Source organism: Corticimicrobacter sp., from assembly GCF_040137905.1.
Classification (GTDB): domain Bacteria; phylum Pseudomonadota; class Gammaproteobacteria; order Burkholderiales; family Burkholderiaceae_B; genus Corticimicrobacter.
On record NZ_JBEFDG010000056.1, the window covers coordinates 1 to 22,465 of the forward strand.

Annotated in this window: 23 protein-coding genes; 12 read left to right on the top strand and 11 right to left on the bottom strand. The window is 59.0% G+C overall.

Annotated elements, in window-relative coordinates; all coding sequences use genetic code 11:
* From ABN482_RS09515 to ABN482_RS09525, 3 genes are all read left to right on the top strand, one after another.
* Positions 1-335, top strand: a 335-nt coding sequence (locus ABN482_RS09515) for an integrase core domain-containing protein (RefSeq protein ID WP_349503762.1), incomplete at its 5' end; no start/stop codon positions are given.
* A 256-nt stretch (positions 336-591) separates the two neighbouring features.
* On the top strand, positions 592-1,842 hold the full coding sequence (locus tag ABN482_RS09520; protein ID WP_349503763.1) for a hypothetical protein: 1,251 nt from the start codon (positions 592-594) through the stop codon (positions 1,840-1,842).
* Complete coding sequence (locus ABN482_RS09525) at positions 1,839-4,061, top strand: hypothetical protein (RefSeq protein ID WP_349503764.1); 2,223 nt, start codon at positions 1,839-1,841, stop codon at positions 4,059-4,061. The genes ABN482_RS09520 and ABN482_RS09525 overlap by 4 nt, the downstream gene beginning before the upstream one ends.
* 524 nt (positions 4,062-4,585) lie before the next feature.
* Here ABN482_RS09525 and ABN482_RS09530 read toward each other — a convergent pair.
* From ABN482_RS09530 to thiD (ABN482_RS09550), 5 genes are all read right to left on the bottom strand, one after another.
* Positions 4,586-5,929: a sigma-54-dependent transcriptional regulator gene (locus tag ABN482_RS09530; protein WP_349503765.1), complete on the bottom strand. Its 1,344-nt coding sequence runs from the start codon at positions 5,927-5,929 to the stop codon at positions 4,586-4,588.
* Positions 5,926-7,743 carry a sensor histidine kinase gene (locus ABN482_RS09535; protein WP_349503766.1) on the bottom strand — a complete coding sequence of 606 codons (1,818 nt, stop codon included), beginning with the start codon at positions 7,741-7,743 and terminating at the stop codon, positions 5,926-5,928. Before ABN482_RS09535 ends, ABN482_RS09530 begins: the two co-directional genes overlap by 4 nt.
* Positions 7,744-7,761: 18 nt before the next feature.
* Positions 7,762-9,048 (bottom strand): glutamate-1-semialdehyde 2,1-aminomutase, encoded by a 1,287-nt coding sequence (hemL, locus tag ABN482_RS09540; RefSeq protein WP_349503767.1) that lies wholly within the window; start codon positions 9,046-9,048, stop codon positions 7,762-7,764.
* A gap of 85 nt (positions 9,049-9,133) precedes the next feature.
* Positions 9,134-9,796, bottom strand: a complete 663-nt coding sequence (gene thiE, locus ABN482_RS09545; RefSeq protein ID WP_349503768.1) for a thiamine phosphate synthase — start codon at positions 9,794-9,796, stop codon at positions 9,134-9,136.
* 63 nt (positions 9,797-9,859) lie between these two features.
* Positions 9,860-10,714 (bottom strand): bifunctional hydroxymethylpyrimidine kinase/phosphomethylpyrimidine kinase, encoded by an 855-nt coding sequence (gene thiD, locus ABN482_RS09550; protein WP_349503769.1) that lies wholly within the window; start codon positions 10,712-10,714, stop codon positions 9,860-9,862.
* Between the two features lie 33 nt (positions 10,715-10,747).
* Between thiD (ABN482_RS09550) and ABN482_RS09555 the strand changes: the two genes are divergently transcribed.
* From ABN482_RS09555 to ABN482_RS09570, 4 genes are all read left to right on the top strand, one after another.
* Positions 10,748-10,912, top strand: a complete 165-nt coding sequence (locus tag ABN482_RS09555) for a rubredoxin (RefSeq protein WP_109061222.1) — start codon at positions 10,748-10,750, stop codon at positions 10,910-10,912.
* Positions 10,913-10,976: 64 nt separating this feature from the next.
* Positions 10,977-11,591: a YqgE/AlgH family protein gene (locus ABN482_RS09560; protein ID WP_349503770.1), complete on the top strand. Its 615-nt coding sequence runs from the start codon at positions 10,977-10,979 to the stop codon at positions 11,589-11,591.
* Positions 11,584-12,033 (top strand): Holliday junction resolvase RuvX, encoded by a 450-nt coding sequence (gene ruvX, locus ABN482_RS09565; RefSeq protein WP_349503771.1) that lies wholly within the window; start codon positions 11,584-11,586, stop codon positions 12,031-12,033. Before ABN482_RS09560 ends, ruvX begins: the two co-directional genes overlap by 8 nt.
* A 93-nt stretch (positions 12,034-12,126) precedes the next feature.
* The gene (locus ABN482_RS09570; RefSeq protein ID WP_502877273.1) at positions 12,127-12,897 is read left to right on the top strand and encodes a lysophospholipid acyltransferase family protein; all 771 of its coding nucleotides are present in this window, start codon (positions 12,127-12,129) and stop codon (positions 12,895-12,897) included.
* On the opposite strand, the gene ABN482_RS09575 is transcribed toward ABN482_RS09570, so the two are convergent.
* Both ABN482_RS09575 and lptG read right to left on the bottom strand, forming a co-directional pair.
* Positions 12,845-13,684 (bottom strand): symmetrical bis(5'-nucleosyl)-tetraphosphatase, encoded by an 840-nt coding sequence (locus tag ABN482_RS09575; RefSeq protein ID WP_349503793.1) that lies wholly within the window; start codon positions 13,682-13,684, stop codon positions 12,845-12,847. The genes ABN482_RS09570 and ABN482_RS09575 overlap by 53 nt on opposite strands.
* A complete protein-coding gene (gene lptG / locus ABN482_RS09580) occupies positions 13,684-14,868 on the bottom strand; it encodes an LPS export ABC transporter permease LptG (RefSeq protein WP_349503773.1) in 1,185 nt (394 codons plus the stop codon). The genes ABN482_RS09575 and lptG overlap by 1 nt, the downstream gene beginning before the upstream one ends.
* Before the next feature lie 106 nt (positions 14,869-14,974).
* Here lptG and rfaE2 point away from each other — a divergent pair, with 106 nt between their 5' ends.
* Positions 14,975-15,475, top strand: coding sequence for a D-glycero-beta-D-manno-heptose 1-phosphate adenylyltransferase (rfaE2, locus tag ABN482_RS09585; RefSeq protein WP_349503774.1), 501 nt, complete (start codon positions 14,975-14,977; stop codon positions 15,473-15,475).
* Here rfaE2 and ABN482_RS09590 read toward each other — a convergent pair.
* The 4 genes from ABN482_RS09590 to ABN482_RS09605 form a co-directional block, all read right to left on the bottom strand.
* The gene (locus ABN482_RS09590; RefSeq protein WP_349503775.1) at positions 15,399-16,772 is read right to left on the bottom strand and encodes a TolC family outer membrane protein; all 1,374 of its coding nucleotides are present in this window, start codon (positions 16,770-16,772) and stop codon (positions 15,399-15,401) included. The genes rfaE2 and ABN482_RS09590 overlap by 77 nt on opposite strands.
* Before the next feature lie 6 nt (positions 16,773-16,778).
* Positions 16,779-17,459, bottom strand: coding sequence for a protein-L-isoaspartate O-methyltransferase family protein (locus tag ABN482_RS09595; protein ID WP_349503776.1), 681 nt, complete (start codon positions 17,457-17,459; stop codon positions 16,779-16,781).
* A 106-nt stretch (positions 17,460-17,565) separates the two neighbouring features.
* Positions 17,566-18,378 carry a bifunctional hydroxymethylpyrimidine kinase/phosphomethylpyrimidine kinase gene (thiD, locus tag ABN482_RS09600; RefSeq protein ID WP_349503777.1) on the bottom strand — a complete coding sequence of 271 codons (813 nt, stop codon included), beginning with the start codon at positions 18,376-18,378 and terminating at the stop codon, positions 17,566-17,568.
* A gap of 59 nt (positions 18,379-18,437) precedes the next feature.
* Positions 18,438-19,229, bottom strand: coding sequence for a thiazole synthase (locus ABN482_RS09605; RefSeq protein ID WP_109061231.1), 792 nt, complete (start codon positions 19,227-19,229; stop codon positions 18,438-18,440).
* 164 nt (positions 19,230-19,393) lie between these two features.
* On the opposite strand from ABN482_RS09605, the gene ABN482_RS09610 reads away from it, so the two are divergent.
* The 4 genes from ABN482_RS09610 (at position 19,394) to ABN482_RS09625 (ending at position 22,203) form a co-directional block, all read left to right on the top strand.
* Positions 19,394-20,032 (top strand): YiaD family glycine zipper/OmpA-like lipoprotein, encoded by a 639-nt coding sequence (locus ABN482_RS09610; protein ID WP_349503778.1) that lies wholly within the window; start codon positions 19,394-19,396, stop codon positions 20,030-20,032.
* 289 nt (positions 20,033-20,321) lie between these two features.
* Positions 20,322-20,639, top strand: a complete 318-nt coding sequence (locus ABN482_RS09615) for a hypothetical protein (RefSeq protein ID WP_349503779.1) — start codon at positions 20,322-20,324, stop codon at positions 20,637-20,639.
* Between the two features lie 38 nt (positions 20,640-20,677).
* Positions 20,678-21,241, top strand: a complete 564-nt coding sequence (locus ABN482_RS09620) for a hypothetical protein (protein WP_349503780.1) — start codon at positions 20,678-20,680, stop codon at positions 21,239-21,241.
* Between the two features lie 335 nt (positions 21,242-21,576).
* A complete protein-coding gene (locus tag ABN482_RS09625; protein WP_349503781.1) occupies positions 21,577-22,203 on the top strand; it encodes a hypothetical protein in 627 nt (208 codons plus the stop codon).
* Positions 22,204-22,465 lie beyond the last annotated feature (262 nt).

A 22,465-nucleotide genomic window follows, 5' to 3' on the forward strand; every position in this document is an offset into this window, starting at 1 on the left:
GGGTCCCCTTACCGGCAAGTATCACCGTCGATCACGGGACCGAATTTACGTCTAAATCGCTGGATTTCTGGGCGTGGGAGAACAAAGTGCTGCTGGACTTCACTCGACCAGGAAAACCCACAGATAACGGGCTTTGTGAGTCGTTTAACGGCCGATTACGAGACGAGTGCCTGAACGCGCATGAATTCCTGTCGCTTGAACACGCCAAGACCATTATCGAAGCGTGGCGTGTTGATTACAATGACCATCGACCCCACGGCTCGCTCGGCATGCTGACCCCGAGTGAATACGCCAGACCACAGCAGGTCAGCTTGCCAGAGAGGGCTAAATTCTAGTTTTCAAGTGCTGCAAAACGGGGGTGACGTCAGCCTCTCAGGTACTGTAAGCTTGGATCGACTATTCAACGGGTTACATGGTCAAACCTAAGATTTCTGACCCGCTATAGAATTCATGAAAAACTTCCGCGCAAACTCATTGAAGTCCTGAAAACAAGAGGCCGTATAATTAAATACTATTTCTGCTTCAAATTAATATCCGAAATCATGTGAGAACTTGGATAGTCCACCACGATCCCGTGACTCACATTAGCACATGCATATCGAGGCGAAGATGCTCAGATTTCCCCGCGACATCAAGCTAGATTTTCTTTCATCCCAGATAGAAAATTTAGGTAGCCCAGAAGCCAATTCGATTCAGGTTCCAGCTAAAATTCCGCCAGAATCAGGATTCGCAGTGACGGGCATCCTCATTCAGTTACTTGCTCAATGGTCCAGGAGGAATCGCGAAAGAATTCTCCATGTCGCAGGGCAACCTGTCCAAGAAATGCTATACCGCCTTTCAGACGAGCCCCATGGGAGTGCAGCAATTTACTTTGCTCGCGAGGTATCAGGTGCCCTCGGTTTTAGTCTTGAAAGCAATCGCGCAAGACGTTTTTTAATCCCAAAGATCCGTGCAATGCAGAATCACCAATATCGCGAGACAATTGGATCCAGGGGAGTTCATCTGTGCTGTTTCAGTGGGTCTATTAACGAATACCTAAACCCATTTTACGGTCGAAGCGACGACCAATCACTAAGAAACTCAAGTGAATTCATAGATTTAATCAGAAATATACTAAATGCTTTTGAGCCAACTGCCGAGAGAAAGCTATCGTACTTCTACATTAGATTTATTGCTTCTATAATATTTGAACTCTTCTCAAACACGCATGACCATGCTCGCATGGATGAGGATGGGAATAAATATTCGGCAGGCAATGTTCGCGGGCTCATAGCTCGAACGATTGAATTCAGAGAGGATCGTCGAGAAACCAGTATAAACACGCACGTCCACCGCTACATGATAAAGGCCACAATTCAACAACGTCCTAGACGGCCATCTGCTCAAGCCAATTTAGAACGAGCAGAAAGAATTAGGTTGGGCCATCCAAGCCAATCCCCATTCAGCAACAAATCAAAAACCTCCACAAGATTTCTCGAATTCACCATTTACGACACTGGGCCCGGCTTAGCCAATAATTGGGCCAAAAAGAAAGGAATAGACACGGCATCCTTTAGCTTTGAAGAAGAGCTAAGATGCGTCACGGAATGCTTCGCCGTAGGTAGCACAACAAAGCAAACTCATGGCGTGGGACAAGGATTATTTAATACCCTCCAGGCACTTGAGAAGCTAGGCGCATTTATGGTTCTCCGCACGGGAAGAACATTCCTATACCAAGATTTCCTCAATCACACCAAAAAAACATTTTCGCCTGAACATTGGCACCCCGATGAAAAAGAGCAGCCATACCTGCCCGGGACAGCCTATACAATTGTGGTTCCTCTGAACAGGAGAGAAGCATGAACTCCCTATTCATGTTCCCATGGAAACACGAAGAAATCGAATTTCGAGTCCTGTTCAAGGGGCCGGGCCATATACCTGCTTCCTACTTCGAAGATGCTATCAAATCAGCGGCCCAAACTATTCTTTATCCAGATGGAATCATAGTAATAGCTCTGGCTGACGATGGCGCCGACCTGAGTTCTTCTATGCAAGACGAAAATTTCAAAGCATCGTTACGTCGCCTTGCTGGAAAAATAGGAGTTTACACCTGTCTCATAAATCCGGAGCAGAAAACAGCCAAAACAAAAAAAATTAGCAAAAACACAAAATCCGACTTTATCACATCCGCTCTTCGCAAACAGAAGGTAATTTCCCTAATTTTAAGCGCAGGATTAACGAAAGCGTTTGGTTCAGACGGATTAGTCCTTCCCGCCCCTCCAGGATATCATTTCCAGAAACCTTCAGGCGATGGCTCATCGCACTTTATAAAAGCAGAGGAAGCACTTTCCAGAAGCGAGATTGTAGATTTTATTGCGCTAACAATAGCATTTAAAATGGGGCAAAAAAGAAATCTAAAAACCATCTACATTGATACGATGGGAATATCCAGCCTCGCTTACGCTTTACGTGAAATTCTGCGATCATCAAGTTCACTTCTGGTGCCAAGAATAGTCAGTTTTAGATCTCATGACGGACTTGAGAAAGTTCCTGCCCCAATTCCTGGTACGGCATATTGCATCATCTCAGCATCGTCCTCTCTTTCTTTGGAAAAGCTCTGGAGAACAAAGACTAATTGCGCAGACGATGAAGTAATCACGCTATTGACATTCAATGACACCCCTGGCTGCGAGAACGCACTTTTCCAGTTGGAACGGCCCAAGGATTGGGCTGAGCGCATGAAATTAGAATTGCGTGGCACCAAGGGTATGAGGACTCTAGGAGAACGGTTCCAACAGGAACAAATGCCTCCCAAGAAAGTCGCTTTAACCAAAGACTATCATCCGTCAGAAGAGGCTAAAGAGATAAGCTCATCATTCTGGGACAAAGACTTTCTAAATATTGATGTAAGCACAGAAAATGGAAAACATCGAACATTCCATGCAAACGGTGAATTACTTGTACAACATGATCAGTTTCTTCAGTGGTTGAGGAAACAGATTCGCTCAAGCGTTCCTGCATCCATTCAAGGAATTATTTATCAAGACGACCCTTCTAGCAAAATCCTTGCGGATAAGTGTCGGACACTATTGGAAGAGTATTCCATTACCCTAGCCTGGGGCGTGCGTAGCAGCACTGACTGCGAGTCGCACTTAACTGAACTTGATCAAGAACGTGGGTTACTTGTCGTCGCTGCGGTAGTTGGCCAAGGACAAATGCTACTTGGAATTTCCAGAGATCTGCGACCACATCATATGGGCAGTAAGATTTATATAGTTGGCTTGCAAATCTGTGAAACAGCTCGCGAACAACATTTTCTGAAAACCAACCTAGCCAACACAAAAGATCAGACGAATCGTTTTTTAACATGGAATAGATTATCTACCGGACCGGGGCTGCGCCTCTCATTGCAACAAGAGCTAGATCTAAATTCTGATCCAGAACTTCAACCATTATTGTCACATCGTCATAACCGTCAAATGAATGTTGGTTTGGGAGAATTATCTTTCCTGCCTACAATTGACAATAATTCGCCGCTTTCACTACGAAGAGATTTTCTATTCTGGCCTGAAGGCTATACTCCGTGCGGAAAACATGCTCCTCTTGTCCTAGCTACTATAGGTGCAATTTTAGAGCGAGCACGGACGCCCCTCTCTCTATTGAATCAAGCACGATCAGCCCCCCCGCTACTGGAAATTCATAGGCTAAGTTCCGATATTTTTCAGCAGGTACTTCTCGACCCTCATAATTTCAATAGATTTAATGATGGAATCATACAGGCCGCGATACTTAGGCAGGCCTTGCCATCTGAGCTGGACTATTCGTACACTGATGAAGAGAGCGGGTTCATGCGGGAATTCCTCATCAAGATATTCCTTTCCCGCTATAAACCACAAGGAGAAGCTTCGCTAGAGTTTGCGTTAGCAATAGCAATGCGACGCTTAAAAATTAAAGAGGCAGACCTTCTTGTCGTACAGGAAAGGGTGATTCCTGACCTCAAGAATGAGGTGTCTGACATTTATATAAGAAGACTTTTGCAATACGCCACAGATGATAGTGAGGGGTCTACAGACAAATTTTAGCCAATGAAATAAGTTTAAATAAAAGTTGTCTGGACTCTGCACGCTGGGACTAGGAGCGGCATCAGAGCCATCTATTATCGCCCAACGAGTCTTCTAAGTAATGTGCGACGATGGTCTGCTGCGGAAACGCCGAGAACGGCCTGAAATGCAGCACGATTCCACGAAGTAGAATTTTCTCATTAGGGAGCTCTACAATATAAAGCGACCCTATTATTTATCGAGTCAGATCCAAGTCTAAAGATGCCCGGTGTACACCCTGGGTAACTGTTTGTGATATACGGTCAAGACAACTATTACTCATAGAGTGAAGGGGGAGACGTCGGCATGATTTTGAGTTTCAGTCGGATTTTTGATTTATCGTATTTTCATGTTTTTAAATTGATTTAGGTGGTGAGGGTGTGTGTGGTGAGATTGGTTTGGTGATGAGCTATTTGATCAGAATTGCTGATTGATCATCCAAATTTGTATAAGTGATGGTGATGGAAAATGGATCGTGAGCAGAACAACCTGTTGTTCACTGGCAGTCAGCCTGGATCGCGCTCGATGCCGAGACGGCGCATTTTCTCGTTCAGGGTGCGGCGTGGCACGTCGAGGATCTCGAGTGCCTGGGCTACCGAGCCGTCGCTTTGGCGCAGGGCGGCCATGATGAGGTTGCGTTCGTAGTCTTCCAGCATGGCGTCCAGGCTGCGCCGTTCGGGCAGGCCGGTGGCATCTTCCGGCTGGATCTGCAGGCCCAGCCCCAGGCCGAAGCGTTCGGCCACACTCTTGAGTTCGCGCACATTGCCCAGCCAGGCATGGTCCAGCAACGCTGCCACGAGTGCAGGCGTGAGTTCCGGCGGGCGGCGACCGATCCGTTCTGCGCAGGCCGAGGCGAACTGCGTGAACAGCAGCACGATATCGTCGCTGCGTTGGCGCAGCGGTGGGATGCAGATCTCATAGCCTGCCAGGCGATAGTAGAGATCCTCCCGGAAGCGACCCTGTTCCACAGCGGTTTTCAGGCTGAGCTTGGTGGCGCTGACGATGCGCATGTCGACGGGTACCACGCGATTGGAGCCGATGCGCTCGACGGCACGTTCCTGCAGGACGCGCAGCACCTTGGCCTGCGCGTCGAGCGGCATGCTTTCGACCTCATCCAAGAATACCGTGCCGCCGTCGGCGAACTCGAACTTGCCGATGCGCTTCATGCGCGCGCCGGTGAAGGCACCCGCCTCATGGCCGAACAGTTCGCTTTCGAATATCTCATGGGGAATGGCGGCACAGTTGATCGCCACGAAAGGCTGGTCGCGGCGTGCGCTGCATTCGTGCAGGGCGCGGGCGACGATCTCCTTGCCGGTGCCTGTCTCGCCGCGTATCAGGATATCGAGTGGCGCATCCAGCACGGCACGTATTTCGTCGTGCAGCTTGAGCATGGGCGGCGAACGGCCGGGAATGCGGGTGGCAACGCAGTCGAGCCCGGCGAGACGGGCCTCGGCCGTGTGCAGTCGTCGTGTCAGGGCATGTTGCGTGCAGGCGTTGCGCAGCGTGGCGCTCAGGCGCTCGGGGTCGTGCGGCTTGGTCAGAAAGTCAAAGGCCCCGAGCTTGAGCGCTTCGACGGCCAGCGGTACGTCGCCATGTCCGGTCAGCAGGACGACCGGCAGGTCGGGCAGGGTATCGCGCAACGTCCGCAACAGGTCGATACCTGACTGGCCGGGCATGCGCACGTCGGTCAGCACGGCATCGATGGCCTGTGTGTGCAGCAGGTCCGGTACGGCCTCCGCGTTCGATGCCGTCAGGGTATGAAAGCCCGACAGGCCCAGCCATTGCGACAGGGCGCGCAGCAGGGTCTGGTCGTCGTCGACGATGAGGACGGTGCCGATGGATTCGTTCATGCGTGCTGCTCCTGCTGTCCGGTGGCGGGCCTGGCGGGCAGGACCAGGTGGAACCAGGTCTGGCCGGCAGGCGTGCGTTCGTAGCGCAGTACGCCGCCATGATCGCGGGCAATGGCATAGCTGATCGCCAGGCCGAGTCCCAGTCCCTTGCCGACGCCCTTGGTCGTGAAAAACGGTTCGAACAGCCGCCCGCGTGCGGACTCGGGAACGCCGGGGCCGCAATCGCCGACGCTCAGGCATGCCATGCCGTTCTGCTGGCTGGCTTGCACCATGATGTCTTTGCATGTCGCGTCGGCGGCAACGTCCACTGCGTTTTTCAGGAGGTTGAGGATGATCTGTTCGATGTGAGCCTGGTCGGCGACGACCTGTACGTCGTTGTCGAGGGCTTCACGCACGCTGGCACCTGCGTCGCGGATACGAAACCGCATCAGGCCGATGACTCGCCGTGCCGTCGCGGCGAGATCGACTTCGACCAGGCGGTTGTCGCTGCGTCGTGACAGGTGTTTGAGGTCGCCCGAAAGCTGGACCAGGCGCTCGACGGTTTCGTCCATGATGCCGAGGTTGGCGGCGGCACTGTCGGTGTCGCCGCGCGCGATCAACAGCTTGGTGCTGGACAGGTAGGTTTTCAGGGCGGCCAGCGGCTGGTTGATCTCGTGGGCCAGGCCTGCAAATGCCTGTCCCATCGATGCCAGCTTGCCCGCCTGGATCAGCTCGTCGCGGGCCTTGGAGAGTTCGGCTTCGGACTGGCGGCGCTCGACCATCTCGGCCTCCAGGCGCGACATGGCCTCGACCAGTTCGGCGGCGCGTTCTTCGACACGACGTTCGAGATCCTGCTTGATACGCTGGTCGGCAGTGCGCCGGGCGCGCTGCTGGTTGATCGTCATGGCCGCCAGGGTGGCAAGCAGGCCGGCCAGCAGCACGGCCAGCGCGGCGGCCAGGGGTTGCCATTGTCGGTCGCCACGTGGCAGTACTGCCGTGATCTGCCAGGCGGTGCCCGGCACTTCGCGCGTGGCGATGGCTCCTTCGGGCAGGTCGCGCAGCAGGTCGATCACGACGCCGGGGGCATGCCTGGCATAGCGCTGTTCGACATTCAGGGTGTCCAGCGTGGCGTGTGAAAGGTGTTTGAGAGGGCGATAGCGGAACTGCGGGTCCGCACTCAGGAACACTACATCGTCGGCATCGCTGACAAGGACATGTTCGCCGCCTTCGGCCCAGCTCGATTCCAGTCGCGAGAACTCGGTCTTGGCCACGGCCACGCCGAAATCCTCGGGGCCTGGGCCGAACGCAATGCGCGAGGCCAGGAAATAGCCGGGTCGGCCGGTGGTGACGCCCACGCCGTAATACGAGACAACGGGTTGTTCGTTCTTGCGGGCGATCTGGAAATAAGGCCTGAAACTGTAGTCCTTGCCGACGAAGCTGCCGGTCTCGCCGAAATTGCTGGATGCCTGGGTGACGCCCTGGGCATCGAGAATGAAGAGATCGTCCAGATCATTGGCCCGCGCTGTCCGGGCCAGGAGATCATTGGTGGCGTTGCGGATGTTTTCGTCGCCAGGGTGCTGCAGCAGGGACTGAACCATCCCGGAGGCACCGACCAGGGGCGGGATGCCGGCAATCCGCTTGATGGCGGCATTGAGGGTATCGGCCACCAGCGAGAGCCGCAACTGGGCATCCCGGGCCAGTTGTGCCTCGGCATGTCGTGACATGCCGATATACGCACCCCCTGCCGCGACCAGCAGCAGAAGGGTGCAGAACAGGGCGGGCAGCCGCCTGCGCAGGGCAGCTCGAATGCCATGGCGGGGCGAGACCTGCGTCATGGGCTGCCCTGGCGGGCCTTAACCGGCTCGGACAGTCTTGAACACGTCTTCGGCTGCATCCAGCGTGTGCTGGATGACGCCATCGTCGTGTGTCGCCGACACGAAGCCGGCCTCGAATGCCGAGGGCGCGAAGTGTACGCCGTGATCCAGCATGCCGTGGAAGAACCGGTTGAACGCCTGGGTATCGCACTGGGAGACTTCGGCGTAGCGAGTCGGGATGCTGTCTCGGAAGTACAGGCCGAACATGCCGCCCACGGCGTCGGCGCAGAAGGGCACGCCGGCGGCCTGGGCGCGCGCCTGCAGGCCGTCGGTCAGCTTGCGGGTCTGGATTGCGAGCTGTTCGTAGAAACCGGGGGCTTCCAGCAGGCGCAGCGTGGTCAGGCCAGCGGCCACGGCGACCGGATTGCCTGACAGCGTGCCGGCCTGGTAGACGTCGCCCACCGGGGCGATGCGGGCCATGATGTCGGCACGGCCGCCGAAGGCACCGACCGGCATGCCGCCGCCAATGATTTTGGCCAGCGTGGTCAGGTCGGGCGTGACGCCGGTCAGGCCCTGTACGCCTTGTGGGCCGACGCGCAGGCCGGTCATCACTTCGTCGAAGACCAGGACGGCACCATGGCGGGTGCACAGCTCGCGCAGACCCTCCAGGAAGCCTGGCGCAGCCTTGACCAGGTTCATGTTGCCGGCAAAGGGTTCGACGATGATGCAGGCGATTTCGTTGCCGTGCTGTTCGAAGGCCTGGGCGACGGCATCGAGGTTGTTGTATTCAAGGACCAGCGTATGGGCCACGAACTCGGGCGGCACGCCGGCCGAGGTGGGGTTGCCGAAGGTCAGCAGGCCGGAGCCGGCCTTGACCAGCAGGCTGTCGGCATGGCCGTGGTAGCAGCCTTCGAACTTGACGATCTTGGAACGGCCGGTAAAGCCACGCGCCAGGCGAATGGCACTCATGGTGGCCTCGGTGCCGGAACTGACCAGGCGCACCTGCTCGATCGACGGAATGCGGCGGATCAGCGCTTCGGCGATGTCGATCTCGGCCTCGGTCGGCGCGCCGAACGACAGCCCGTTGACAGCAGCTTCCTGGACTGCGCGAATCACTTCGGGGTGCGCATGACCCAGGATGGCGGGGCCCCACGAACCGATATAGTCGATGTAGCGTGTGCCTTCGGCATCATGGATGTACGGCCCCTGGGCACGGGCGATGAAGCGGGGCGTGCCGCCGACCGAACCGAAGGCGCGCACTGGCGAGTTGACGCCGCCGGGAATGCTGCGGGCGGCGCGTTCGAAAAGCTCCTGATTGCTGGGCATGGTGTAGATCTCTGCAAATGTGCGGCAGACAGGGGGCCGATATGGCCGCTAAAACCTGCCTGCTGAAAGGGTTAAAAGTATCACATCAGAACAGGCGGCTGCAGGTACGTGCCGCCTGTTCGATATCCGGGGCATCGAACAGGCCGCTGATCAGGGCCAGGCTGTCGGCTCCGGCTTGCACCACGGGGGCGGCATTGGCCGGGGTGATGCCGCCGATGGCGACAATGGCCGGGCGCGGTGCAGGCAGTGCGGCGATCAGCGTGCGTGCCGCGTCCAGGCACTCAGGGCCGGCGGCCACGGCCAGGGGTTTGGTAGAGGACGGGTACATGGCACCGAAGGCGATGTAATCCACGTCGGCCTCCAGCAGCATGCGGGCGCGCTCGGGTTCGTTGTAGCAGGAGACGCCCAGCAGCAGCCGGCCTGCAGCACGGCGTACCTCGAAAGGATCGGCATCGTCGCGGCCCAGATGGGCACCATCGGCACCGATCTCCAGCGCCAGTCGCCAGTCGTCGTTGATCAGGAAGGCCACGCCATGCGCCCGGCACAGCGGGGCCAGGGCCAGGGCCTGCTCATGGCGCAGGGCATCGGGCGCGGTTTTCCGGCGCAGTTGCAGGGCAGTCATGCCGCCCTTGATCGCGGCGGCAACGGCGTCGTACAGGCGGGCCGTATCGTCCCATTCGGGCGTGACACCATAGAGACCACGCGGAAAGCGCAAGGCAGAAGGAGAGGAGGCAAGTCGGTCGGGCATGGCGCGCAGGAGTCAGGAATGGGGGCGGGGGCAGCACCTTGGCAGAAGGGCTGCCGCGATGGGTCAGGCCTCGGCGGCAAAGCGACGCGGCATGCGCAGGCCCATGCCCGGCTGGAAACTGTGCTCCAGTGCCTGGCGTGCATAGCGCAGGGCCTGCTCGGTGGCATCACGCATGTCGTTGCCGCGCGCCACATAGGCGGCCAGGGCCGTGGCAGTCAGGCCAGCCGTGTCATGCGTGCGTGGCTGGGTGGGTAGGCAGGGCCAACTGGCCGTCTGGCGCGAAGGGCCGAGCAGCAGATTGATCAGGCCGCCCTGGGGGGCGGGCTGGCCGAGTGTCAGTACCCATTGCGCGCCATTGTCGATCAGAATCTGGGCCGGATCATCGGCATCGCTGTCGCCGCGAGGCAGCAGGCCTTCGTCGAGCCAGCGGGTCAGCAGGTGATGCTCGACCACGGTGATGTGCGCCTGCGGCAGCAACAGTTCGAGGATGGCCTCGTGCAGCGCTTCGTCGGCATCGGCCTCGGCGGCATCCTCGGTGGGCAGCAGGCCGGCACCCAGGTGCAGCACGAGTGGGGTTTCGCTGTAGTCGGCGGCGATCTGGGCGATCACGCTGGCGGCCTCGGGCGTGTACACGGCCCCGGCCTTGAAGGCCTGGACGGGCATGTCTTCGAGGAGGCTGCGTGCCTGGTCGTCGATCAGTTCGGGCGACAGGGCCTGGGCGGATTCGGGGCCGGTGGAGTCCTGTACCAGGATGCCGCTCAGCACGGACAGGCCGTAGCAACCCAGTGCGCCGCAGGTGACTGCGTCGGCGGGCAGGCCGTCGGCCCCGCTGGGATCGAAGGGGCCGAAAGCAAGTACGATTGAAGGAGATGCTGCAAGAGTCACGGGGCGCTCACCGATGCCGGTAAAATACCCCATTCTAATCCGAACAGCATAGAGGCGAACCGATCAATGAAAACCTGGATGTGTCTGATCTGCGGCTGGATCTACGACGAAGAGGCCGGCCTGCCCGAAGAGGGCATCGCTCCCGGTACGCGCTGGGAAGATGTCCCGCCGAACTGGGTCTGTCCCGAGTGTGGTGCCCGCAAGGAAGATTTCGAATTGATGGAGATCTGACCGTTTCTGCCGGCCGTGCCTGCTGCATGCAGGCCAGGTGCCAGCCATTTCCTAGGAGCGTGCCATGACCGACGATAGCCGTGATACCCGTGCCGAGATGGTGCCGGAGGCGTCCGCCCCTGCATTTGCCGGCTTTGCCAACCAGTTCCTGCTGGCCATGCCCGAGCAGGTCGGCGGCAGCCTGGCGGGCAGTGTCATCTATGTATGTGAGCACAGCGAGCGCGGTGCGCTGGGCCTGGTGATCAACCGGCCGACCGACCTGACGCTGGGTGCGCTGCTGGAGCGGATCGACATGGCGCTTGAGATCCATGTGCCGCAGCAGGATGCGCCGGTGTTTTTCGGTGGCCCGGTACAGACCGACCGGGGCTTCGTGCTGCACATGCCGACGGGCGATTTTTCTTCCAGCCTGCATCTGGGCGAACTGATGCTGACCACGTCCCGCGATATCCTGCAGGCCACGGCATCGGGGCTTGGCCCCGAGCGCATGCTTGTCACGCTCGGCTATGCTGGCTGGGGAGCGGGCCAGCTCGAAACGGAAATGGCGCAGAATGCCTGGCTCAATGTGCAGGCAGATATCCGCATCATTTTCGACGTGCCACCCGAAGATCGCTACGAGGCGGCACTGGCGCTGCTGGGCATCGACCCCGGCGCACTCACCGGGGCGGCTGGCCATGCCTGATACCCTGACTGGCGCGGTATCGCAGCCCGAAACCGTGCTGGCCTTCGATTTCGGTACGCGGCGGATCGGCGTGGCCATCGGCAACAGCCTGACGGCGGCTGCCCGCCCGCTCTGCATCATCGAGGAATCCACCCGGGCCGGCCGGTTTGCCAGGATCGAGGCACTGCTGGCCGAATGGCAGCCCGACCTGTGCGTGGTGGGCCTGCCGCTCACGCTCGATGGCGAGGAACAACTGGCGTCGGTCCACAGCCGTCGTTTTGCCAATCAATTGCATGGCCGCTACGGCATGCGCGTCGTGCTGGTCGATGAGCGCAACAGCAGCCTCGAGGCGCAGTCACTGCAAGGACGCCATGCGCCGGACGATGCGCTGGCGGCTGCCGTGATCCTGCAGCGTCATTTCGATGCTGCGTCGTCTGGCCTTTTACTGAATCTGTCTGCCTGAAATTCCATGTCCGTCCCTGTTTCTTCCGCGCCCGAATCTTCGGCCACCGCTTCCCCTGTACTTCATACCCTGCGTTTCCTGGCCCGTACCTGCATGTTGCTGCCCTGGTTGACCTGGGGCTTGCTGGCCGTGACCTTCGTGCTGCCCTGCATCAGGCTGTCCGTGCGCCAGCGCATGATCCGTTTCTGGTCGGTGGGGCTGGTTCGCATCTGTGGCATGCGGGTGCATGTGCATGGTACGCCCTGTCGCAGCGGGGCCGTCATGTGGGTGGCCAACCATGTGTCGTGGATCGATATCTTCGTGCTCAACCAACTGCGTCCTGCGGCCTTCGTCGCCAAGAGCGAGATCCGTCGCTGGCCGGTGATCGGCTGGCTGGTCGCCGGTGCCGGTACGCTGTTCATCGACCGGCAGCAGCGCCAGGCCGTACAGAAAGTGGGGCAGGATATTGCGGTCCGTTTTGCGCGTGGCGAGGCCGTGGGACTGTTTCCCGAGGGCACCACGACCCTGGGCTGGGATGTGCTGCCCCTGCATGCCAGCCTGCTTGAGCCCGCCCGCCAGCATGGCGTGATCGTGCAGCCGGTGGCCTTCTGTTTCAGGCACCATGGTGTGCGCAGCAGCTATGCAGCCTTCGTGGGCGAAGAGTCGCTGGTCGGCAATCTCTGGCGCATCATGGGCACGACAGGGCTGGCTGTGGATGTGCACTATCTCAAGCCGATGGGCCACCTGACGCGCAGCGGGCGACCCGCAACCCGCCAGGAACTGGGGCAGGATGTTCGACTGGCATTGCAGCGGGCGGTGTGTGTACCCGCCGTCAGCCCGGAAAGTCAGCCGGATTCTGGCACTGCAGGCACGGTATCTGGATAATCCTGCGGTCCTGCAGTCGCATGGCGGTCAACTGACCGCCCCAGACGCAGCCGGTGTCCAGGCAGATGGCATCCGGTCGCACCATCAGGCCCAGCGTGGACCAGTGACCGAAAACCACGGTCACGTCGCGCGTGGCGCGTCCGGGTACGTCGAACCAGGGCACCAGCGTGCTATTGCGCTGACCACGCGGTGACGCCTTGGAGTTGAGGTCGATCTCGCCCTTGATGGTGCACATGCGCATCCGGGTCAGGGCGTTGATGATGATGCGGATGCGTTTGCTGCCGGTCAGGTCGTCACGCCACTGCATGGGTTCGTTGCCATACATTTTCTGCAGGCCTTTCTGCCAGTTCTTGCCGCGCAGCACGGCTTCGACCTCGGCGGCCAGGGCCAGGGTTTTCTGGGCTGTCCATTTGTGCAGCACTCCGGCGTGGATCATCAGGTGACCTGCCTCGAAGTGTGCCAGCGGGCGGTTGCGCAGCCAGTCGATCAGCTCCTGGGCATCAGGGGCATCGAGGATTTCCTGGATGGTGTCGTTCTTCGATGGCGCGCGGATGCCCGCCGAGACGGCCAGCAGATGCAGGTCATGATTGCCCAGGATGGAAATGGCCCGGTCGCCCAGTGCCTTGATGCGGCGCAGCGAGGCCAGCGACTGGGGGCCGCGGTTGACCAGATCGCCGGCAAACCAGAAGCGGCTGCCGGGCTGGTCGATCTCGGGGTGCTTGAGCAGGGCGTCCAGCGGTGTGCCGCATCCCTGGACATCTCCAATCATCCAGATGGGGTTGTCGATCATGCGGGACTTTTCCTCCAGGGCCAACGGTGTTGCATGATGCGGGATACCGCATGGCGGTACTCCATGTAGAACAGGGTGCCGAGCGCCAGCAGCAGGGCACCCAGGCTGGGCATCAGGGCCGTGACCCAGGCCGGCCAGCGGCCCAGCATGCCGACGTTCAGGGCAAGCTGGTTGAGCATGAAAAAGCCCACGCCCAACAGAATGCCGATGAAAACCTTGGCGGCTACCCCGCCACGACGAGTTTGCATGAAGCCGATCGGCGCGGCAATGGTAATCATGACAAGAAGCGTAAAGGGATAGGCCAGTTTGCGCCACATGGCGACGATCTGGCGATCCGCCTGGATCTGGTTGTCATTGAGGTAGTCGATGTAATCCAGCAGCGTGGTCAGTGACATGCGCTCGGGGGTGAGCACGCGCGCCAGCAGACGGGCCGGCGTGAGCGTCGTGTCGAGCGTGCGTTCGGGCTGGCGCTCGACCTGCATGAGCGGTTCGGCCGGGTGGCGCGCCTCGGGATCGGCCAGCATGCCCAGTGCCTGTGGCTTGAGCCGGTTGGTCGTGACATTGTCGAGCACCAGCGTCTCGTCCCGGAAGTGACCTTCCGGTGCCGTCGACATGGCGATCAGTTCCTGACCGTCGTCGAATTCGTACAGCGTGACACCGCTGACGCTGCCGCCGCTTTGCAGACTGTGGATGTTGAGGATGCGGGTACCGCCGTTGGGCGTGGGCTCCTTGAACCAGTAGCCGCTGCTCATGCGGGCACCGCCGCTCTTGCCGCGCAGGGTCAGGTTGGCTTCGCCCGACTTGATCTCGGAGAGTGGTGTCAGCCATTCGGACAGCACCAGGGCGCCTGCCATGACGGGGACCACGATCAGCCACAGCGTGGCCAGCAGCCGCATGCCGCTGACACCCGAGACACGCAGGATGGTCAGTTCATTGCGCTGGGCCAGGCTGGCCAATGCCAGGATGGAGCCGATCAGCAGGCCGATGGGCAGCAGGTCGTAGAGCCGCGTGGGAATGGCCAGCACTTCAAGGTACAGCAGCGCACCCAGGCCGAAGGTATCGCTGACCTTGTCGAGGTCATCGATCAGCGCGAAAAAGGCGAACAGGCCCAGCAGCGCGGTCGTGACCATGGCACTGGACTGGTAGATTTCGCGACCCAGGTAGTTGCGGGCGATGCGCATGTGGCGATAACCGGAGAACAGGTAAAGGGGCGATTTTAACCGCTGTTGTCGCGAACGTTTCGCGTCCGGATGTATCCGGTTCGGGCGGACACGGTAGAATCCGGCCATGAGCGCACGATTCGAAACCAAGATCCTTTCCAGAACGCAATGCCGGCAGGCCCTCACGCAGGCTGACTGGCCGCGACCCCTGGTCTTTACCAACGGTGTGTTCGACATCCTGCACCGTGGTCATGTCACCTATCTGGATGCGGCAGCACAACTGGGCGGTACGCTGGTGGTCGCCGTCAATACCGATGCTTCGGCGCGGCGCCTGGGCAAGGGCCCCGACCGGCCGCTCAATGGCGAGGCTGACCGGGCGGCACTGCTGGCGGCGCTGGAGAGCGTGGCTGTCGTGACCTGGTTCGACGAGGATACGCCTGAAGCCCTGATTGCCGAGTTGCGCCCCGACATCATCGTCAAGGGCGGCGACTACGACATGGAAACCCTGCCCGAGACCGCGCTGGTGCGCAGTTGGGGCGGGCGTGCGGTGGCTATTCCGTTTGACTTCCAGCGCTCGACGACGGCGCTGGTGCAGAAGATTCGGGCGGACGTGCCAGCAGCGCGTTGACCTCTTCCAGGTCGGTTGCAGAGAGGGTGCTGCCGGCCGCCTTCAGGCGCAGGCCCGCCATCAGTGTGTCGTAGCGCACCTGGGCCAGTGCGCTTTGCGTGGCATAGAGTTGCTGTTGCGAGGCGAGTACATCCAAGTTGATGCGCACGCCGATTTCATAGCCGATCAGGTTGGCCTCGACGGCCGCCCGGCTGGAGGCTTCGCCGGCCTCCAGAGCTTCGATGCGTCCCAGCCCGCTGTGCAGCGTCTGGAATTGCGCTCGCACGGTCTGGATGGCCTGGCGTCGCGCCGCTTCCTGTTCGAAGCGGGCTTTCTGCTGCAATTGGACCTGCTCCTCGACCTGGGCGGAGACGCCGCCACCGCTGTAGAGCGGAATGCTCAGTTGCAGACCGACCGTGTTTTCGATGGGACGTCCACGGCGTGCCTCGTCGAACCGCTGCGTGGTTGACTGGCTGCTGCCGGCCTGCAGGCTCAGGGTAGGATAGTGGCCGCTGCGGGCGATTTCGATGCTTTGCTGGGCGATATCGGACTGTAATTGCGCGCGCAAAACGGCCAGGTTGGCACTTTGGGCCTGCTCCGACCAGGGCTCGATGCGGTTGGGCTCGGGGGCCGGCAAGGGCAGGCCTGCAGGCAACTGGGAAAGCGTATCCGGGTAGCGACCCGTCATCTGGGCCAGTTGGTCGCGCCGAATGTCCAGACTGTTGAGCAGTTGCAACTCCTGGGCCGCCAGCAGGTCCAGGCGCGCGCGCGCTTCGTGAATGTCGGTGACGGTGGCCGAGCCAAGTTCGAAGCGGCGCTGTGCGGAGTGCAACTGGTCTGTGGTGGCGCGCTGTTCAGCCTGCAGGGCGGTCAGAGTGTCCTGCGCTGCCAGGATGTCGAAGTAGGCTTGCGCCACGCGCAGCATCAGGTCCTGGCGTGCCTGCTCGAGTGCCAGTTCGGCTTCTGCCTGGACGAGGCGGGATTGCGCCATCTGTTTCCAGGCGGCGCGGTCATAGACCGGCTGGGTCAGGCGCAGCGCCCAGTCGGCCTGCTGCCGATTGCCGGCACGCTCGAAATTGTGGGTGCTGCGGTCCTGGCGATGTTCGACGCCGCCTTCGGCGTCGAGCCTGGGCAGCAGGCGCGCACGTGCCTGGGGGATTTTCTGTTGCGAGGCCCGGAACTGGGCCTGGGCGGCGGCATAGCCTGGATCGTGGGCCTGGGCAGCCTGCCAGGTCTGCCAGAGGTCATCGGCGAGCGCGGTCTGTGACCAGCCTGCTGTGCAGGCCAGGCAGAGAAGCGCAAGCAGGCGACGCGCCATGCGCGCTCAGAACTTGAAGCGCGATACGGTGATGCCGCGCAGCGGCTTGATCAGCGTATCGAACAGCGGTTCGACGTCAAAGCCCGCCGCACTGGTGCGGGTGATGCGATAGGCCGTCATGACAGGAGCCTGACCAACGACCACGACCAGCCGACCACCGATGCGCAACTGGTACTTGAAGGGATCGGGTACAGTCGGTGTGGAGCCGGTCAGCAGGATGGCATCGTATTCGGTGCTGCCCCAGCCGTTGCGGGCGTCGCCCGTCTCGAGCTGGACGTTGGTGACGTAGTTGCGCTCAAGGTTGGCCTTGCCGAAGGCGGCCAGCTCGGGATCGATTTCCACCGAAGTGACCTGGCGTGACAGGTGCGCCAGCAGGGCCGCCTGGTAGCCTGAGCCGGTGCCGATCTCGAGCACGCAGTCCTTGGCGGTGAGTTGCAGCTCCTGGGCCAGACGCGCCTCGACCTTGGGCGAGAGCATGGTGGCACAGGAGGTGCCCTTTTTGGATTCGAGCGGGATTTCGATGTCGGCGAACGCCAGGGTGCGCATCGAGGCGGGCACGTAGAGTTCGCGAGGTACGGCCGAGAGGGCTTCCAGCACGTTTTCGTCCAGCACATTCCAGGGTCGGATCTGTTGCTCGACCATGTTGAAGCGGGCTTGTTCGATATCGGGCAGGGTGTTGGCGTTCATGGCAGCTCGGAGTTGAAGACAGTCCAGCTTTCCATTTTACCTCAGTGGGGCTGGACGGACGGATGTTATGGGCTGATGCAGTGGTTGCATCAACTTCTTGAAATGGCTATTTCCACCAATGATAAAAATGATGCACCGGGCCGTGGCCATGGCCGACCTGCAGTTCGTCTGCATGGGCAATGGCCTGGCTGATGTAGTCCTTGGCACGGCGGGCGGCGGCTGGTACGTCGGGTGCCTGCGGCAGGCAGGCAGCCAGCGCGGCCGACAGCGTGCAGCCGGTGCCGTGGGTATTGCGGGTATCGATGCGGCGTGCCGGCAGCTCAATCATGCGATCGCCGTCATGCAACAGGTCGATGGCATCGTCGGCCGGCAGGTGGCCACCCTTGACCAGTACCCAGCGCTCGCCCGAATGATTCATCTTTTCGCGCAGCTTTTCGGCAATCCGGCGCATGTCGCGCAGGTTCTCGACGGGGGCCTGTTCGAGCAGCACGCCAGCTTCGGGCAGGTTGGGTGTCAGCAGGGTGGTCTGCGGCAGTAGCATTTCGCGCAGGGCGGCGACGGCGTCGCGTTCCAGCAGCGCGGCACCGCTCTTGGCGATCATGACCGGATCAAGCACGATGTGCACAGGCTTCCAGTGGGCGAGCCGTTCGGCAACCACTTCGGTGACCTGGGTCTGGCCCAGCATGCCGATCTTGACAGCGTCGATGCGGACATCGGCGAACAGCGTGTCGATCTGGCTGCGCACGAATTCGGGGGGGACCGGGCAGATGTCGGTCACGCCCTGGGTGTTCTGGGCGGTCAGCGCGGCGATGACCGCGCAACCATAGGCACCCAGCGCGCTCATGGCCTTGATGTCGGCCAGTACGCCGGCACCGCCGGAAGGGTCAACGCCGGCAATGCTCAATGCATGGGGAATCATGTCGCGAAGCGTCCTCGGTTCTGTGAAGTCAGTGGCCGGCGTGGGGCCGGCCAGGTCAATCAGCTCTGGATCAGGCCAGTCGTGGGCGAACTCGGGCTGCCGCTGTACAGCTTGCGCGGAATGCGGCCAGCCAGGAAGGCCTCGCGCCCCGCCTCGACGGCCTTTTTCATGGCGCTGGCCATGAGGATGGGGTTTTGCGCGCCAGCGATGGCGGTATTCATCAGCACCCCGTCGCAGCCCAGTTCCATCGCGACGGCAGCATCGGAGGCCGTGCCGACGCCGGCATCAACCAGCACGGGTACCTTGGACTGCTCGATGATCAGGCGCAGGTTCCAGGGGTTGAGAATGCCCATGCCGGAGCCGATCAGCGAGGCCAGCGGCATGACGGCCACGCAGCCGATATCCTCCAGCATGCGGCACTGGATCGGATCGTCGGTGCAGTACACCATCACCTTGAAACCGTCGGCCACCAGCGTGCGGGCGGCTTCGAGCGTCGCCGGCATGTTGGGAAACAGCGTGTGCGGATCGCCCAGCACCTCGAGCTTGACCAGGTCGTGGCCGTCGAGCAGTTCGCGCGCCAGGCGCAGCGTGCGCACGGCGTCATCGGCGCTGTAGCAGCCTGCCGTATTAGGCAGCAGCGTGAAGCGCGACGGCGGGACATGGTCGAGCAGGCTGGGCTGGTCGGCATGCTGGCCGATGTTGGTGCGGCGGATGGCGACGGTGACGATCTCGGCACCACTGGCGTCGAGTGCGGCCCGCGTCTGTTCGAAGTCGGCATACTTGCCGGTGCCAACCAGCAGACGGGAGTGATAGTGCTTGCCGGCAATGCAAAGGGTGTCCTGGGCGCTCATGGTATAGACAGTGAAACGAAGGCAAAAGAGAATCGTACCATCGTGTATCGATTGTCAAAAATGATCAATGCTGATCTTCGCGTGGCAGGTGATGGTGTACAACTGTCACGGGTCGCAACGATTGCGGAACAATCCGCTTATTTCCAATAAACGAGGAGAGTGCCATGCAAAGCAGAACGATGAACCGGATCGCCATCCTGAGTGCCGCCTTGCTGATTGCAGGCTGCGCGACCGACCAGCAGAATCGCACCGCCTTCGGCACGGGTGCCGGGGCCGCCATTGGTGCGGGCCTGGGTGCGCTGATTGGCGACAGCAGCAAGGCTGCGCTGATCGGTGCCGGTATCGGTGCGGTGGCCGGTGGCGTGGTGGGGTACAACTGGAAGGGCATCAAAAAGGACGTGGAACAGTCCGGCCATGGCCTGGGCGTCGATGTGGTCGAGATGCCTGACGGTACGCTCAAGGTCAACATTCCCAGCAGCGCAGGCTTTGCCTCCAGCAGCTATGCGATCAAGCCCGAGCTGGCACCGCTGCTCAACAGCGTGGCGCGGGCACTGGAGCAGCATCCGCAGATCCGCGCCAAGGTGGTGGGCCATACCGACAGTACGGGTCAACTGGCCTACAACGAAACGCTGTCGCTCAACCGCGCGCGCAGCGTCACGACCTATCTTGAAAACAATGGCGTGGCGGCGTCGAGGCTGACTGCAGAGGGCCGTGGCCCCAGCGATCCGGTCGCCAGCAATGACACCGTGGAAGGCCGTGCGGCCAACCGGCGGGTGGAGATTTATCTGTACGCCGTGCAGTAAGTCAGGCTTATGGGGTGAAGAAGAGGCACCGGGATAAGGAACCGGTGCCTTTTTTTTGAGGGGGGCGACGACGGCTGAATTGGCATAAAGTAATAAAATGATACGATGACTGCTTGCGGCCAGAAGCGGACAAACGTTCCATCCGTAGATTTTTAGGTCTGACTAAAAGACAGCAGAGGATTTTGTGCCAATGAGTCAGACTGAATTCGATCTGTTTAGGCGACTAATCGTATCCAGCAGCTTGTCGCCTATTTGTAGTTAGCGTTACATAAGCTGAAGGAGATATCACATGCCAAAAATTGATCTGCCAAGCAACTGGATCTGCAACGGCACTGAGTTAAAGCCAAAGACTGGAGCATCTTCGTCAAATACCTGGATTCTGTCAGGGAAGGAGATTAAGCCAAAGGTGGGTGCTGCATCATCGAATACGTGGTTGTGGGACGGGAGGGAACTGAAACCTAAAACGAGTGCCAGCTCATCCAATACTTGGATAATAGATGGAAACAAAGCAAAACCAAAAGTTGGCGCCAGCTCGTCTAATACTTATGAAACTGGTGGGCATCCGATCTTGGTTATTGCTGGCAAGCTGGCATTGCGTCTATGGTAACAATTTATAATAATTCTGGTTGGCTTGCAAGGAATGAGATGTCCGAAGTATTCCAACTCGCTCAAGGTATCCGGATCGCTGAAGGCGACTCATACATTTTGGCGTACCCACACATAATCAGCTACTTCGCATCGAAAGATATATTTTCTGAGGAAGACTTCGTATGCGGAAGCCACATGGTCTATGGTTGGATGCCTACCATCCTGGAGCTGTTCCCAGAGTCACCAAACATTGGGCTATCGCAAGCGGCCGCACTCTTGTCAACCGCCAAGCGCAATGGAAAGCTCACCGATACAGAACTCGATCAACTCGCCAGTGTCACAAACAACTCTCTGGTTGGAGCATCGAAGCTTCTGCACTTTGTTTCGCCAGATAACTTTGCCATCTGGGATTCCAAGATCTATACGTTTCTGTTCAAGAAGAAGCCGCATCACTATCAAGTTCGCCTCGTCAAGAACTACCGGACGTATCACCGACAGTTGCGCGAGCTGCTAGCCGACAGCCGCTTTCCATTTCTGCATGCGTCGGTGAACAAAGCTGTTGGCTATGAAGTTTCCAGGTTAAGAGCGTTGGAGCTGGTCATGTTTCAGCACAGCCCCTAGCCCATCCATCGAGCGGACGTGCCACACAGGCTCCGCCCGCTGCACCTCGCCTCGCCGCTCATGTCAAATGTTAGTGATTTGCTTTGGGTCGTTCTGAGACTGTCGTCTACCGGCCAGAAGCGGACGATGGACATCCAACTGATACGTCAGTAAAGTGCTCAAAATTCATGTGGCTTTCCCTCTCGCCTCATGTCGCGCTTCTGACGTGACAGTCAAGCCAATCAGGAAGTTGCGGACGAACAAGGAACGTTATCAGACATACATGTCGCGTTTAAAAGGACATGAGTGTCTTCTAGTTACTAACTAAGCAATAAAGCACAGGGAAGGTGTAGTAAGTGTCATCGTTAACTGACTGGATTGTCGCCGGATCAAGTGTCACCACAGCAGTCGGAGTGGTCTTTGTAGCGTTTCAGGCCCTTTTAGCTCGAAGGTCTTTAAAAGCAGATCATGAAAGATCCAGAAGAGAAAATGCTATCAAACTTCTTATGCACATGGATGTGATTAGGCAAAGACAATCTTCCATTGCTAGAAAGTTTGCGGAAACACTAAGTTTTGAACAGTCAAAAGCTCTCTTGAATCAAGAGAGCTTTAAGGTGGATTCGAAGCACAGGGAGTTGTTGCTGGGTTGCATTTCGAAGGAATCGAATCTCCATAATTCCACCAAGGATTCTGATAGCCAAATTGAAATTCCAGTGTCAGACTCTGCTGATATCAGATGGCAGATTGTATCTTATCTAAACAATCTTGAAAGTACGCTCTCAGCCTGGAGGCACAACGTAGCTGATAGGAATATGTTGGAAGAGCAATATCAATTTTTGATTTCTCCATCAGAGGGTCACTACCTGCTTAAAGAGTTCCGTAAAGCTGCAGGTGGACCAAGGCATTTTCCATCAATAGAGGAATTTGTTTCGCATATCGAGAATAAACCAAGAGGCAGTAGTGGAAAGGAAAAGGTTGCCTAACAAAGCATTACAGCGGATATGCCGCTGGATGCGGCGTTAGCGTCCGCTTCTGGCCGGGAGCGAGCCGACGCATTAGCAGCCAGCCAGAGGCGGTCTTAAATGTTGGCTCGAATCATCTGAGCGAGTTGGGACGCATAGTGCGCTAGGGAAACTCTGAGCAATTCATTCAAGCCGACGCTGCTTCGCGGCGTGGCTTAATTCAGGCGTTAGGGCGCTCTCAATCGGAGGGCGCTTTTGATAGGGCTAAGGGTTGAATTTTTAT

Bases quoted from the DNA above. Each gene is read 5' to 3' on its own strand.
- ABN482_RS09520 (WP_349503763.1), top strand. From the start codon at position 592: ATGCATATCGAGGCGAAGATGCTCAGATTTCCCCGCGACATCAAGCTA.
- ABN482_RS09535 (WP_349503766.1), bottom strand. From the start codon at position 7,743: ATGACGCAGGTCTCGCCCCGCCATGGCATTCGAGCTGCCCTGCGCAGG.
- ABN482_RS09615 (WP_349503779.1), top strand. From the start codon at position 20,322: ATGCCAAAAATTGATCTGCCAAGCAACTGGATCTGCAACGGCACTGAG.
- thiD (WP_349503769.1), bottom strand. From the start codon at position 10,714: ATGGGGTATTTTACCGGCATCGGTGAGCGCCCCGTGACTCTTGCAGCA.
- ABN482_RS09590 (WP_349503775.1), bottom strand. From the start codon at position 16,772: ATGGCGCGTCGCCTGCTTGCGCTTCTCTGCCTGGCCTGCACAGCAGGC.
- ABN482_RS09530 (WP_349503765.1), bottom strand. From the start codon at position 5,929: ATGAACGAATCCATCGGCACCGTCCTCATCGTCGACGACGACCAGACC.
- ABN482_RS09555 (WP_109061222.1), top strand. From the start codon at position 10,748: ATGAAAACCTGGATGTGTCTGATCTGCGGCTGGATCTACGACGAAGAG.
- hemL (WP_349503767.1), bottom strand. From the start codon at position 9,048: ATGCCCAGCAATCAGGAGCTTTTCGAACGCGCCGCCCGCAGCATTCCC.
- ABN482_RS09525 (WP_349503764.1), top strand. From the start codon at position 1,839: ATGAACTCCCTATTCATGTTCCCATGGAAACACGAAGAAATCGAATTT.
- ABN482_RS09620 (WP_349503780.1), top strand. From the start codon at position 20,678: ATGTCCGAAGTATTCCAACTCGCTCAAGGTATCCGGATCGCTGAAGGC.
- ABN482_RS09595 (WP_349503776.1), bottom strand. From the start codon at position 17,459: ATGAACGCCAACACCCTGCCCGATATCGAACAAGCCCGCTTCAACATG.
- lptG (WP_349503773.1), bottom strand. From the start codon at position 14,868: ATGCGCATCGCCCGCAACTACCTGGGTCGCGAAATCTACCAGTCCAGT.
- ABN482_RS09610 (WP_349503778.1), top strand. From the start codon at position 19,394: ATGCAAAGCAGAACGATGAACCGGATCGCCATCCTGAGTGCCGCCTTG.
- ruvX (WP_349503771.1), top strand. From the start codon at position 11,584: ATGCCTGATACCCTGACTGGCGCGGTATCGCAGCCCGAAACCGTGCTG.
- ABN482_RS09605 (WP_109061231.1), bottom strand. From the start codon at position 19,229: ATGAGCGCCCAGGACACCCTTTGCATTGCCGGCAAGCACTATCACTCC.
- thiD (WP_349503777.1), bottom strand. From the start codon at position 18,378: ATGATTCCCCATGCATTGAGCATTGCCGGCGTTGACCCTTCCGGCGGT.
- ABN482_RS09560 (WP_349503770.1), top strand. From the start codon at position 10,977: ATGACCGACGATAGCCGTGATACCCGTGCCGAGATGGTGCCGGAGGCG.
- rfaE2 (WP_349503774.1), top strand. From the start codon at position 14,975: ATGAGCGCACGATTCGAAACCAAGATCCTTTCCAGAACGCAATGCCGG.
- thiE (WP_349503768.1), bottom strand. From the start codon at position 9,796: ATGCCCGACCGACTTGCCTCCTCTCCTTCTGCCTTGCGCTTTCCGCGT.
- ABN482_RS09570 (WP_502877273.1), top strand. From the start codon at position 12,127: ATGTTGCTGCCCTGGTTGACCTGGGGCTTGCTGGCCGTGACCTTCGTG.